Annotated in this window: 12 protein-coding genes and 4 pseudogenes; 7 read left to right on the top strand and 9 right to left on the bottom strand. The window is 66.6% G+C overall.

Annotated features, from left to right (window positions below; translation table 11 throughout):
* Positions 1 to 300: 300 nt before the first annotated feature.
* Positions 301 to 660, top strand: a complete 360-nt coding sequence (locus ACTWP9_RS24485) for a hypothetical protein (protein ID WP_443248404.1) — start codon at positions 301 to 303, stop codon at positions 658 to 660.
* Positions 661 to 683: 23 nt separating this feature from the next.
* On the opposite strand, the gene ACTWP9_RS24480 is transcribed toward ACTWP9_RS24485, so the two are convergent.
* The 7 genes and pseudogenes from ACTWP9_RS24480 to ACTWP9_RS24450 form a co-directional block, all read right to left on the bottom strand.
* Positions 684 to 2,246: an MFS transporter gene (locus tag ACTWP9_RS24480; RefSeq protein WP_443248403.1), complete on the bottom strand. Its 1,563-nt coding sequence runs from the start codon at positions 2,244 to 2,246 to the stop codon at positions 684 to 686.
* 234 nt (positions 2,247 to 2,480) lie between these two features.
* Positions 2,481 to 2,702: pseudogene (locus ACTWP9_RS24475) on the bottom strand (hypothetical protein); the annotation flags it as partial.
* Positions 2,703 to 2,772: 70 nt separating this feature from the next.
* Positions 2,773 to 3,141: a VOC family protein gene (locus ACTWP9_RS24470; RefSeq protein WP_443248402.1), complete on the bottom strand. Its 369-nt coding sequence runs from the start codon at positions 3,139 to 3,141 to the stop codon at positions 2,773 to 2,775.
* Positions 3,142 to 3,296: 155 nt separating this feature from the next.
* Positions 3,297 to 3,881 (bottom strand): 2'-5' RNA ligase family protein, encoded by a 585-nt coding sequence (locus ACTWP9_RS24465; protein ID WP_443248401.1) that lies wholly within the window; start codon positions 3,879 to 3,881, stop codon positions 3,297 to 3,299.
* Between the two features lie 328 nt (positions 3,882 to 4,209).
* Positions 4,210 to 4,458: pseudogene (locus ACTWP9_RS24460) on the bottom strand (IS5/IS1182 family transposase); the annotation flags it as partial.
* 60 nt (positions 4,459 to 4,518) lie between these two features.
* A pseudogene (locus ACTWP9_RS24455) lies at positions 4,519 to 4,998 on the bottom strand (STAS domain-containing protein); the annotation flags it as partial.
* Positions 4,999 to 5,314: 316 nt separating this feature from the next.
* Entirely contained in the window at positions 5,315 to 6,061 is a 747-nt protein-coding gene (locus tag ACTWP9_RS24450) for a dienelactone hydrolase family protein (RefSeq protein ID WP_443248418.1), read from the bottom strand.
* Between the two features lie 111 nt (positions 6,062 to 6,172).
* Here ACTWP9_RS24450 and ACTWP9_RS24445 point away from each other — a divergent pair, with 111 nt between their 5' ends.
* Entirely contained in the window at positions 6,173 to 6,655 is a 483-nt protein-coding gene (locus tag ACTWP9_RS24445; RefSeq protein ID WP_443248400.1) for a MarR family winged helix-turn-helix transcriptional regulator, read from the top strand.
* Between the two features lie 324 nt (positions 6,656 to 6,979).
* Here the strand turns inward: ACTWP9_RS24445 and ACTWP9_RS24440 are convergent, their stop codons facing one another.
* A complete protein-coding gene (locus ACTWP9_RS24440) occupies positions 6,980 to 7,357 on the bottom strand; it encodes an EamA family transporter (protein WP_443248399.1) in 378 nt (125 codons plus the stop codon).
* 38 nt (positions 7,358 to 7,395) lie between these two features.
* On the opposite strand from ACTWP9_RS24440, the pseudogene ACTWP9_RS24435 reads away from it, so the two are divergent.
* Positions 7,396 to 8,000 (top strand): annotated as a pseudogene (locus tag ACTWP9_RS24435) (PLP-dependent aminotransferase family protein); the annotation flags it as partial.
* Between the two features lie 26 nt (positions 8,001 to 8,026).
* On the opposite strand, the gene ACTWP9_RS24430 reads toward ACTWP9_RS24435, so the two are convergent.
* Positions 8,027 to 8,404, bottom strand: a complete 378-nt coding sequence (locus ACTWP9_RS24430; RefSeq protein ID WP_443248398.1) for a nuclear transport factor 2 family protein — start codon at positions 8,402 to 8,404, stop codon at positions 8,027 to 8,029.
* A gap of 329 nt (positions 8,405 to 8,733) precedes the next feature.
* Between ACTWP9_RS24430 and ACTWP9_RS24425 the strand changes: the two genes are divergently transcribed.
* The 4 genes from ACTWP9_RS24425 (at position 8,734) to ACTWP9_RS24410 (ending at position 11,571) form a co-directional block, all read left to right on the top strand.
* Entirely contained in the window at positions 8,734 to 9,180 is a 447-nt protein-coding gene (locus ACTWP9_RS24425) for a PPOX class F420-dependent oxidoreductase (protein WP_443248397.1), read from the top strand.
* Positions 9,181 to 9,854: 674 nt separating this feature from the next.
* Complete coding sequence (locus ACTWP9_RS24420) at positions 9,855 to 10,136, top strand: hypothetical protein (protein WP_443248396.1); 282 nt, start codon at positions 9,855 to 9,857, stop codon at positions 10,134 to 10,136.
* The gene (locus ACTWP9_RS24415) at positions 10,133 to 10,594 is read left to right on the top strand and encodes a VOC family protein (protein WP_443248395.1); all 462 of its coding nucleotides are present in this window, start codon (positions 10,133 to 10,135) and stop codon (positions 10,592 to 10,594) included. The genes ACTWP9_RS24420 and ACTWP9_RS24415 overlap by 4 nt, the downstream gene beginning before the upstream one ends.
* A gap of 503 nt (positions 10,595 to 11,097) precedes the next feature.
* Entirely contained in the window at positions 11,098 to 11,571 is a 474-nt protein-coding gene (locus ACTWP9_RS24410; protein WP_443248394.1) for a hypothetical protein, read from the top strand.
* Positions 11,572 to 12,225: the final 654 nt, after the last annotated feature.

The raw sequence follows: 12,225 nt of genomic DNA, 5'->3' as shown, positions 1-12,225 counted from the left end.
AGTCGTCCGGCGACGCACCCATCCCTCAAGCACCTCCCGCTGAGCATGAGTTAACGACAACGGCGGAATCTTCGGTCCAGGACGACTCATACCCAACCAACGACGAATCTGCGACTCACGTCACTAGGTCGAAGCCGATGACTGGGACGTGGGTTTTGGGTCGTAGTCCTCACGTGTGGCCGCTCCGGCTACCCTCGCCGCATGGAGCAGGTGAGCCGGGACGCGGTAGTTGGAACCCGGCCACGGGAGTTGGAACCAGCGTCGGGGCGGCAGGCAGGGCGGCACCGATAGAGTCGGCTGGTGACCGAGCGCATTGTCCAGCCGTCGCTGCCGACCCGAGATCAACTCTGCGCTCTGCGTGACTTCGTTCATGGGCGGAGTTACTCCGCGGGTTCGGTTGCCATTCGGCTTCCCGGTGAACCGCCTCATGCTGCGGACTCGGGGGTGGCCGATGTGGCCCGTGCCTCGGGCGCCCTGTATGACGTCACCAACGTCCTCTGCAAGCGGCTGTTCGCCGAAATCGACACTGGTCAGCCCGGCGTCGCTGCCGAGCTCGCGTGGGAGGCGCTGCTCGCGATCGCAGACGCTTGGCGAGATGCGCCCAATGTGCCGACTGAGCTGCGGAAGCTGATACTTGATGCTGCCCCGCGGCGGGCCTGAGCCTGGGTTCTGCCCTCACACTCTCAGACGGAGCTGCGGGCCTCTTCGTAGTCCGGCTCCGGTATCGGACCCTTCTTCTTTTCGACAGCAGGCAAGGTAATCAGCAGCACAGCTGCTCCGAGGAGTGCGATGACCGCGATCCAGCCCGCGCCGACGTGCATAGCATGGACAAACGCATTATCAGCAGCCTGAGCAAGAGCGGGCCGGTGGACAGCGGTGGCGACGTGGCGGGCCTGTTCGGCGGAAACTCGCGCCTGATCCTGCACCGGACCGGGTGCGCCCTCCAGCGAAGGTTCGATCGCACGTCGGTACATGATCGACATGATCGTGCCGCCTACTGCGATCCCGATCACGCTGCCGGTTTGTCGCACGGTGTTGGTGACGGCCGATCCTGCACCGGCCTGTTCCAACGGCAGGTTGCTGAGCAATGCGGCCGTAACGGGGCCGATCACCATGCCGATCGAGAGACCCTGTACCAACAACAGGATCTCGATCCAGATGAGTGGAGTTTGGAGTCCGAGGAACCCGTACCCGCCCATGGTCAGCGCAGCCACGGTCAGCGTCGGCACGGTGACAAGACGTAGCGACAGGCGGCGAACCAGGCGCGAGGCAAGGGGCGCCCCGGCGAGCGCGCCGAATGCGGTCGGGATATTGGCCAAACCCGCCTTCATCGGCGAAAATCCGAGCGCGCCTTGCAGATAGAACGCGTTGTAGAAGGTAATGGCGGCCACACCGAAGAGCAGCAATCCGAGCGCCACATTGCCGCCACCGAACGTGCGTTGCGCGAGCAGTCGCGGATCAAAGCTGGGCACCTTGACACGCAGTTCGACGAGTACGAAAACGGCCAGCAGAACCAGACCGACAACGATCGGCGCCCAGACGTCGGTACGACTCCACACAGCCACCTGCCCCGCCCGAATCAGCCCGTAGACCAACGCCACGAGCCCACTGATCGACAGCAACATTCCAGCGGGGTCCAGCGGCCGAAGAGTGGGGCTGCGGAAATTCGGAACCAGCACGGCGAGCCCGACCAATGCCAATGCCGCGACCGGGATATTGATCAGAAAGACCGAGCCCCACCAGAAATGATCGAGCAGGAATCCGGCCAGCACCGGGCCGGCAGCCATTCCGACACCGGCCGACGTCGAGAAAATGCCGATCGCAGCAGCCCGCGCGGGGCCGGTGAAGGTCCACATAAGGATGGCCAAGTTGGCGGGCGTGATCAGCGCGCTGCCCACCCCCATCGCAGCTCGAGCTGCAATCAGCTGGCCCGCATCGCTTGCGTACGCCGCCCACAGCGAGGACCCGGCGAAGATCACCAACCCACTGGAAAACACAGTCCGGTGACCGAACCGATCGCCCAATGCGCCTGCAGTGAACATCAATGTAGCGAAGGCCAGGGTGTACGAACCGGTCGCCCATTGCAGCTGACCGGGATTGGCCCCCAGTCCACGGACCGGGTCTGCAAGGGTCTCCAGCGTAGTACTCAGGACGGTATTTTCCAGCCAAATCAGCAGCGAACACAACATAAGAACGGCAAGAATCAACTGCTGCCTGGACTTCGGCAACGTCGGAGGCGCGGTCATGAACACCTTCGGATATCGATCGGCGGGAACTTGAACGACTGGACCATAAACAAACTCCACGACGCCGTCAAGCTCAGAATTTCTTGTCAAGACTGTTGCGGCCGAACGGAATGTATGCCCTCTGCCGGATTTGCGGACTGAATAATTTTGTGCCCTCCGGCGAATTTGCGAGTTGAAGAATTTCATGACTTCCGGAGGGTTGCGACTGAGCGGATTTCATGCCCTCCGGTGAGCCATTAGGTCCCGCAGCAGCATCGCGACGTCCACCGCGGTGTCGGACACCAGCGTGAGCCGGAACGCGACCAGCGAATGCGTACAGGTATCAAGGGCGATTGTCAGATGCGGCTTCACGGGGTCACCGAAGACGCCCTCGCGGACCATGACCGGCAAGACCGGCAAGACCGGGGTGTCCAGCGCAACCACCGGTCCGGGCCGGTGGATCACCACACGGCCGTTCTTCATGGGCAGTTCAGCGCGTTGCGTATCGGCCGCTGCGGGTGTCCGCCAGCAGAACGAGCAAGAGCAATCAGCTTCTGACCAGGCAGAAGGGATGCCCGGCCGGATCGGTGAGAACCCGCCACCTGTCCTCATTCGGCTGGTGATCCGGTTTGCCCGCGCCTAGCTCCAGCAGCCGGGCCTCGGCCTCGTTCAGGTCGTCGACGGCGAAGTCGAGGTGAAACTGCTGGGGAACGGTCTGATCGGGCCAGCGCGGCGCCCGGTAGTCGTCGACCCGTTGAAAGCCGATGAAGAGCCCGCCTTCACAGGTGAGACCAGCGAAGTCGGCGTCTGATTTCGGGTGGGGTTGGAGGCCGGTGGCCTGCTGATAGAACGCCGCCAGAGCCGGCGGATCGGAGCAGTCGAGTGTTATCGCGCGCAACGTCATCTGTAGGGGCATGGCACCTCCGGGCCGATCGGCGGACTTTCGCGATGCACACCCTGGAGGCGCCACCCGCTCGCCGACCCACAGCCCGTGGGCGACGGCAGCGGTCCACGTCGAGGATCCAAAAGAGCGCTCCGCCCGGGAATGTGTCACCTGCGGTGTTGGAATACTCAGAATCGTTCGCCGAACGGGCCGGCTTGGCGACGAGCGAGCGGGTACGTGGCCCGGTCCTGCCAGCGTTCGCCGTCCCAGACGATGAGCTGGACCGCGTGGACGTGACACCGCAGCGGCAACTGGGGCGCGAGCTCGGCCTGCAACGCGTCGTACGCAGCGTCCTGGGTCGCAGGGCCCTCGTGGTTCGCGACCGTCAAGTGGGGGTCGAGCCCGGCGCCGAAGAGCCCTCGGTACGGCACTACCTCGGGCCAGCGCAGCGTGAGGTCCTCAGTAAGGGCCTTGACGGGGTCGTGTGGCTGCGGGTCCAGGTACAGCACACCGGGGTAGCGGCCGAATTCGGCGAACGTCAAGGCGAATGCATCGTGCTTGGCGAAAAGGCCGGACAACTCACGGTGGACGGGTGCGTCTATGCGGCTCTCGTTCACGAACGGGTAGAGCACGGTCACATGGGCGGGGAACCCGGCCCTGACCAGCAGATCAGCCTCGGGGACCTTGATGGTGAACGCTGTATCGCCAGGTATGTCCGGCCACCGGTCCGTGTCTTGCTCGCTCGCGACTTCGCTCTCATCTGAGATCACCACGCCTACGATCACAGGTGGGATACGCCGCGATCAAGAGACTGAGTCCAGGGACCAGATCGCCAACTACCGCTGAGCAGAGTGGCCATGTACGACCGAGTGCAAGCCATAGACGAGCGACTCGGTCGAGCAGGCCGGCCATGTATAGCTGGACGTCAACTGCACGCACAGCCCCGGCGTTCCGCATCAATCCGGGATCGGCACCGCCCACGTTCCGGCGTGGCCCGGCGCCGAAAGAACGTGCCCTACGTGACAGACACAGCACATCGCGACCTACCTGGAGGTCTACTTGCCCACCCATAGATAAGCGCGGGCCCATAACCAACCACGCCCACGGGGCGCCCTGAACGCTGGCGGGACTCGACGCCTTCACAGGCGATACGCACGCCGATGCGTTTGCCGCGTAGCCATCTGCCCAGATCGGGCCAGGTCGTAAGCGTTCTCGGCAGGCACCCGCAGGAGCCGTTGGGGCTTGAAGTGTCGGCCGCGATCGGCGGTCATATCTCGGTTGGTGACCGGCCACCATCGGCTTCGGTTCCTCGCAGTCGTGGACGTTGGCGGCCGATACGCCGACAAGAAGCGTACCGAGAGGGCTGCGGACGTCAGCCTCCTGCAGCCCTCTCGTACTCCGGCGGCCAAGCTAATGGGTGCCGGCTAGCTCGCCACTGAGCTGCTTGTGGATCTGGGCGCTGGGCGGGTTGAGGCCGATGATCTCGACGGTCTTGCCGCGCTGGGCGTACTTGGTTTCGATCGCGTCGAGCGCGGCGACGGAGGAGGCGTCCCAGATGTGGGCGGCGGTCAGGTCGATGACGACCTTCTCCGGGTCACCCGCGTAATCGAACTGGGTGACCAGATCGTTGGACGAGGCGATGAAGAGTTCGCCGGTGACGGGGTAGACGACGCTGCTGCCGTCGGGGTCGGTGACCGAGGTGACCTCGGCCAGGTGGGCGACGCGTTGGGCGAAGATGACCACAGCCGTGAGGGTGCCGGCGACGACGCCGATGGCGAGGTTGTGGGTGGCGACGACTACCGCGACGGTGACCACCATGACCGTGATCTCTCCGGCTGGCATGCGCTTGAGGGTCTTGGGCACTATGGAGTGCCAGTCGAAGGTCGCGAACGGCAAACGTGCAGATCAGATGACCGGCGAGGAGCGCGTGGCCACGCATCGCTGCCGATGTGCCACCTACGGGTGGCCGTCGCGCCCGGAGCCTTGAGCTCGTCGTCGACGTCGGTCTCCGTTATTTCAACTGCGCGGGTGGGCCCGGCTCTTCTTCGCCGCGGCCTTCCGCTTCGAGCTCTACTCCCGAATCCGCCCGTAAATACGCGTCGTTGGCCGCCTCGATCACCATGTCTCGGCGGCTACTTTGCGGCCGGCGTGCGAGCTGAGGGCTCCCGGAGCCGTGTACTTCGGGTTCGGTTTTCGAGCCGGAGCGTCAGCTGTGGGTCAGGGTGCGGCCGAGGAGAGGGAGCAGACGGTCCCAGTGGCGCTGCAGTGCGGCGGGGTCGAAGGCGTCGGTGTCGGCCATGGTGAAGCCGTGGACCGTGCCGGAGTAGATCTCGGAGGTGTAGTCGACACCTGCGGCATCGAGGGCCTGGTTGAGCTCGGCGAGGGCCTCGGGCGTCATGTCGGTTTCGGCGTGGCCGAGGTGGACCTGGGCGGTGAGTTCGGAGAGGAGGCGCTGCAGGCTGTCGGGCCCGCCGGTGCTCACGGGGCCGTGGAATCCGGCGACGGCGGCCACCTGGCCGGGGTGGGCCGCGGCGGTGCGCATCGCCAGGAGGCCGCCTATGCAGTAGCCGGTCACCGCGACCGGTCCGGCGCCGACCTCGGGCTGGGCGGTGAGGAACCTGAGGTAGGCGTCGGCGTCGCGCAGGATGCGTTCATCGGTGTGCGCCTCGATCAAGGGCATCAGCTGGGCGATGACCGCGGGCCGGACCTCTTCTCCGATGTGCTCAGGAAGCTCGATCACCGGTGCCGGGCCGTGCCGGTAGAAGAAGTTGGGGACGAGCACGTAGTACCCGTGCCCGGCCAGTTCGCGGGCCATCTCCCGTAGCACGGGCCGGATGCCGAAGGCGTCCCCGTACATCAGCACCCCTGGGTGCTGCTCGCCGTGGTCGGGGAAGGCGGCGAAGGCGTCGGCCTGGCCGTCCATGGTGGGAATCTGCAGCATCTTGGCGGGAATAGCGGATCTTCCTTCCTTGGAGTTCACCGAATTAACGTTTATTGCACTAACGTTTTCGGCACGAGCGAACGTACATCGTTAGTCGCACTAACGCAACGGTAGGTGGGCGCCATGAGCAGAGCCGAAGCCGCGGACATGCCCGAGGACGGCGCGCCCAAGACGCCCGCCAGGCTGCGCCGACGGGCGAGCCGACTGTTGTCGCAGCTGACCATGCGGTCGGACCGGCTGATCAACGAGGGGCTGGCCCAGATCGATGCCCGCAAGTGGCACTACGCCGTGCTCGCCTCACTGCAGGAATACGGACCGGGCAGCCAGGCGGAGCTGAGCAGGCGCTCCGGCATCTACCGCAGCGACATGGTCGCCGTGCTCAACGAACTGGCCGAGCGTGACCTCGTCGAGCGGGCACCGGATCCCGGCGACCGGCGCCGCAACATCATCACGATCTCCGCCCAAGGCCGCCGCCACCTACGCCGCCTCGACAAGGTCCTGGACGACCTCCACGACGAACTGCTCGCGCCGCTGAGTCCGACCGAACGCGACCAGCTCGTGCAGTTGCTCACCCGCTTGCTGGACCACCACACACGGACCTCCTGACCCCCTGCAGTGGCATCCGACGTCAACGCTGCCCGGGCCTGCGCCGGCCCGGCGGGTTCGCCGTGCCAGCGGGTTCGCGATGCCAGCGGGTTCGACGTACCGCACAGGTAAGGGCAAGGTGTCCATCCAGTACCACACCGCCCGCTTCCTTCCGCCTCGTGCCCCAACTCGCCAAGGCGTTGAACGTACCGACCCCCGCCGTGCGCAGGCCGGGCTCGGCCTGGACCGAGCTGCCTCGGCCCGCGAGCGCGGGCACCGCACCGGTCGGGCACGTCCGTATCCGGATCACACCTCTGCCCTTGCCTCCGACCCGAGCCCGCACCTTCACCCGGACCGCCGATCGGTCGGGCGAGATGAGAACGCTTCGAGATCCCGAAGCTGCGTCCGCTGGACGGCGGGAACGTCACGTGGCCGCAGACCGCCGACCAGGCCGACGATCACTACGGCGATGCCCAGCCATACCGACGGCCCTGGCGCGCCGGTGCCCGAGACGGCGCCGACGGCCGCCGCGGCCAGCGGCGCGATGCCGGTGAGCAGCCCGGCTCGCCCGGCCCCGACGGCGCGTACCGTCGAGTACCACAGTACGAAGGCGACCGCCGTCCCCATCAGCGCCAGGTGGCCGACAGCCGCCCACTGGGATCCGGACAACTCCCGGTCGGCGGAAGGCCCTTCCAGCGTCGTGCCGAGGACGGTCAGTAGCACGCCGCCCAGGCGGCGCCCGTCGTCATGGCAGGCGCGGTCCCGCCGGCGTCGTCCTGGATGGGGAACGCCGCCGCGAGCTGCTGAGCTGGGCGGCCGACGGTGGGGTGGTGATCGAGGACGACTACGACGCCGAGCACCGCTACGACCGGCCGCCCGTGCCGGCGCTGCGCTCGCTGATACCCGAAGGCGTTTGCTATGCGGGCAGCGTGTCGAAACTGCTCGCGCCCGCGCTGCGGGTCGGCTGGCTCCTCGTACCGCCGGGCCGACTGGACGCCGCTGTGACCGCCAAGCGGTATGCCGACCTTGGGAACGGCATCCTCACCCAGCTGGTCCTCGCCCGGCTGATGGACTCGGGCGAGCTGGAACGGCATCTGCGCCATGTCCGGCTACGCCACCGTCGGCGCCGGGACATGATGCTGCGGGCCATTGAGGCGCACCTCCCCGGCGCCCGCGTCCACGGGGCGACTGCCGGCCTCCACCTGATGGCACCTTCGGCGACCCGCGTGGCGGCGTCCGCGACAGTGGCCCGTATGCCGATCGTCGCAGCGTGCCGGTTACGCCCGCCTCCTGTGGAGCAGCGAGCGGCACGGAAGTTGGCCCGCTCACTGCGCAGACAGCGGGACCACGAGTTGGCAGGAGTTGAGCGGTGCGGGATGGGGTCGATCGGCCTCAGATGCGCTCGACGTATGAAGCCCGCCACGCAGGAGAGGGATCCGCGCCGAGCTGGGTCCAGTATTCGCGGCCGCTGGTGATCAGGCCGTCGTCAACGGTCCAGAAGGACGCCACCCGGTGGACGCCCATCGTGTCGTGCGGGACCTCGACCTCGGAGACGACTTCGTTACCGGACGACACGAGGCGGAGGACGTTGATCGACCACCCCTCCGGATACTCCGCGTTTATGCGTACGTAGTTCTCCCGGCCGAGGATGCGTTCACCGCTGACCGGCCACTCCACGACTACATCGTCTGCCAGCAGCTCGCCGACGCCCGCCCAGTTCCGATCCTGCATCCGGTCCCAGAGCATCCGGACAGTCTTCGAAGGTTCCATGACCACATCCTGCACCGCACCACTGACAGTGGCTCCGCTGTCCCGTACAGGCACGGTCACGGTCACGGTCAGTGGACTTGGGCGCCGAGGAGACAGCCTGCCCGCGGTGGTCGGCCGACCCTGGCGCCTTCTTCCTCCGTGCGCATGTATCGGCGGAGCAGCAGGAGCCGGTGCCCGAGCTGGCAGGAGCCGGTGCCGGTTTCGATGACGGTGCCGTTGAAGGCGAGGCGACCGACGACGACGGCGGCACAAAGGCGGGGATCGGTGAACGGCGTTCCCCGCTGAAACCCACCACTCCCCCGAATGATCACGGTTGGTAGCCTCCCGGGATGACTGCGACCTTCGACGAAGCCGTTCGCGCCCGGCTCCAAGCCCCCAACGTCTGGTTCGTCGGCACCGTATTCGCCGACGGAGCACCGCAGGTCAGTCCGATGTGGGTGGACCTGGAGGGAGAAGACGAGCTGACCTTCAACACCTCGGTGGGCCGGGTGAAGGAGGAGAACCTGCGCCGCGATCCCCGCGTCTATCTCTCCCACGCGGACGCCGCCGACCCCTTCGACCGAGTGCAGATCAGTGGCGAGGTGGCCCGCTTCATCGAGGGCGAGGAGGCGCACGACAGGATGGACCGGCTGGCCCAAAAGTACCTGGGCAGCGAGCGGTTCGAGTGGATCATGCCGGGAGAGCAGCGAGTCGCGGTGATCGTGCGCCCGGTCAAGGTACGGCACATCGTCGGGGTCGAGCGGTTCCGCCCCGGCGGTCCCGTCCCCGCTTCCTGACCCGTCGGGAAAGAGGAAGCGGACCTGTCGAACTGAAGAGGTATGGGCCATCGGCCAGTTCACGGCAGGGGTGCTCCAGCCGTTGTCAGGACTTGCGGACGGACCAGCAGGACGCCGGGCTGAAGCCGGACGCGCTCGCGAAGAGTGGACTGTTTCCGGCATCAACCCCGACAGCCGGTTGCGACGCGAGCCACGCGATTGCCGTCCCGTCGCAGTGGCAGAGGCACCCTCGGTCGTGGAAAGAGCCCTGCTCGCTCGGGGCGGCCCGCCCTTGCGGCGTATCGTTCGCTGCTTCGCCACCGCCTCTGCGCCAAACGTGGTCCACGCGGGCGACTGGTCGGCCGACACTCTCACCTGATACCTGACCAAGAGCAGCTGGATCACGTGTCCGAGGACAACTACCCGGGTCGGGGCTGTCTCGTCCTCGGCAACCCTGCGGGAGCCGTCGACCGGCGACTGGATAGGCGCGATCGACGTCGACGACGATGCTCGTCGGCTACTGGTCGTCGGGCCGAACGAAGCTCCAGGGTCCCGGGCGGCGCCCCGTCCTGTCTCGACACCCACTCACCGCATGCGCACATTGGTTCGAATTTGAGGGTGGACAGGCCCCCGGGCCGTACGCGGCACGGGGTTGCGGACGGAAGCTGACCGCGTGCGGTGTCAGCGTGGCTCCCATGAACACGGACGAACTCCACTGGAGCCGGACGCTGCGCGAGCAGTGGGAGTTCCACCGGGACCATCAGCTCCGAGCCAGGCTCGACGAGCTCACCGACGCCGGCCTCGGCGAGGCCGGGCTCCGGATCCGGGTCGGCCCGAAGGTGCCTTTTCCGGAGATGTCCATGGCCGATCTGGTGCTGCACGTCCACCGCGAGCTGATCCACCACCTGTCCGAGGTATGCCTGAGCCGCGACCTCTACCTGCACACTCAACCCGCTACGAACGGAGCAACCCGATGAGTCGCCACCTCCAAATCACCTTCGACGCCCACGACCCGCGGGCGCTGTCGTCCTTCTGGCGCGACGTACTGGGCTACGTCCACCCCGGCCCGCCCGGAGTCGACCTGCCCAAGGACGCCGACCCCCTTGCCGCTTGGGACGACTTCCTCGCGCGGATCGGCGTACCGGAGGAGCAGCGCAACACGAAATCGGCCATCGAGGACCCGGACGGGCACGGCCCACGGCTGTTCTTCCAGCAGGTGCCGGAGGACAAGGTCGCCAAGAACCGCGTTCACCTCGACGTCCGTGCGGCTCCCGGGCTGCAGGGAGAGGAGCGGATGGCGGCGCTGGAGGCCGAGTGCGACCGGCTCGTCGCGCTGGGAGCCACGCGAGTACGCCGCGACGAGCCCGCTCCCCCGTTGAGCGCCGGCTTCATCGTGATGACCGACCCCGAGGGCAACGAGTTCTGCCTGGACTGACGCGGCTCAGCTGTTGTCGTCGGCTGTCTCGGCCGGTCTCCCGGCCGAGACAGCCGACGACGGGCTGCACCACCAGCCGGGCGGGCGACCGGGCTCACGCCCACATGGCCGGGACGGTGCGTCAGGTCCTCGTACGGTCCCGTCAGGTCCTCGTACGGTCCCGTCAGGTCCTCGTACGGTCCCGTCAGGTCCTCGTACGGTCCCGTCAGGTCCTCGTACGGTCCCGCGACAGGCACCCTGCTGCATTGGCTTGCCGCTGCCCGAGGCCCGGCTTCAGCGTCCGTGGGGACGACCACCTTGCCGGCCTGCTGCTGCCGCGACCGGGCGAGTGGGCCCACTCAATGGCATGACGATCCGGCTTGCCTTCAATCCCCTTTGTCTATACGCCCGTTCTGGCCTTACAGACAATTCTCACTGCCTCGAGAGTCGAGACCACACCGCCACGAGCGGCACGTAAGCAAGAGGCCCGGACAGGGCCTGAGTCAGACTCAGAGGAGAAAGGCATGACCATCACAACGTCGCGGAAGACGCTGGGCCTGTTGGGCGCCTCCATCGCAATACTGTCCCTACCGGTGCTCGCAGCCACGCCGGCGTCCGCCGCCTCCGGGTCGACGGAGGTGCTCGCCGACAGCTCCGCGAAGGTCGACGACGAGCTGAACCTCATCGGCAGGTCGTCGTTCCGCCAGGAGGGCAGCCTGTATTTCTCGAAGCACATCGCGGAGTCCGGCGGCGGGAAGTTCCGTGACTGCATGTACAGCCCCAAGCCGAATGGCGGGAACGAATATCTGGTGTACGAATGGGACAAGGGCAGCAACAAGGATGAGCGCGTGAGCCACGGCAAACTCACGGAGAAGAACAACTGTGGGGGGACCAACGACGCGAGCCAGTACGTCGACGGCAGCAACAAAAAGGCCGAGTTCTACGCAGTCACGGCAGATGGCCGCGCCAAGAACATGAACATCGCCTTCTACGACTGACCCCCAACCCTGGGGACCGGGAGAGGGGGACGCCAGCCCCTTCGTTCCGCCGCAGCAGCCATCAACCTGCGACGGTGAAGTCCGGCGGTGCCAAAACTGACCCGCAGCGCGGGTGAGTTTTGGCACCGCCGGACAGACTGCCTGATCATTTGCGGAACAGCCTTTGAGCTCATTCATGAATCGCCCTTCACATGAATGACCGTCCCCATGCCGCTGTTGTGAACCCTCGACCACATGTGATCAACAAGAGGGGCAGGGCAATGGCGAGCGACGCAGACCGGGTGCACCGGGACCGTGGCGGGGGGTTCGAGGGCGTAGGGAAGGCGTTCGCCTCGGCACCCGTGCCGTCCGGGCGCTCGGCCCCACGTCCTCCGGCGCCTCAGCGTCGACGACCTGCGTCGGCGGGCTTCGCCTGCTCATCCCTGCAAGACACGGTGTTGAGCCTGCGCATGTGAACTCATCCCGACCACTATCCCCCGGCAGCGCCCGTGGTTCGGCCCCCGGGTCGCCTTCACCTTCACCGGACTCGGTCCCGCCGCACAGGCCCGGCTGTTGCGGTCCTTGATCGCCTCCAACCGTGGCTGCCCGACTTCCTGACTCCGCCCCGCCCCACGATCTGGAACGCGCCTATCTCCCCCACGACCAGCACCGTCC

This window comes from Streptomyces sp. 3N207 (assembly GCF_052246355.1).
In the GTDB taxonomy this organism is placed as follows: Bacteria; Actinomycetota; Actinomycetes; order Streptomycetales; family Streptomycetaceae; genus Streptomyces.
This window is presented reverse-complemented; position numbering and strand designations above follow the sequence as displayed.

Coding starts and splice junctions, on each gene's coding strand:
- ACTWP9_RS24480 (WP_443248403.1), bottom strand. CDS start 2,246: ATGACCGCGCCTCCGACGTTGCCGAAGTCCAGGCAGCAGTTGATTCTT.
- ACTWP9_RS24470 (WP_443248402.1), bottom strand. CDS start 3,141: ATGCCCCTACAGATGACGTTGCGCGCGATAACACTCGACTGCTCCGAT.
- ACTWP9_RS24445 (WP_443248400.1), top strand. CDS start 6,173: ATGAGCAGAGCCGAAGCCGCGGACATGCCCGAGGACGGCGCGCCCAAG.
- ACTWP9_RS24430 (WP_443248398.1), bottom strand. CDS start 8,404: ATGGAACCTTCGAAGACTGTCCGGATGCTCTGGGACCGGATGCAGGAT.
- ACTWP9_RS24425 (WP_443248397.1), top strand. CDS start 8,734: ATGACTGCGACCTTCGACGAAGCCGTTCGCGCCCGGCTCCAAGCCCCC.
- ACTWP9_RS24420 (WP_443248396.1), top strand. CDS start 9,855: ATGAACACGGACGAACTCCACTGGAGCCGGACGCTGCGCGAGCAGTGG.
- ACTWP9_RS24415 (WP_443248395.1), top strand. CDS start 10,133: ATGAGTCGCCACCTCCAAATCACCTTCGACGCCCACGACCCGCGGGCG.
- ACTWP9_RS24410 (WP_443248394.1), top strand. CDS start 11,098: ATGACCATCACAACGTCGCGGAAGACGCTGGGCCTGTTGGGCGCCTCC.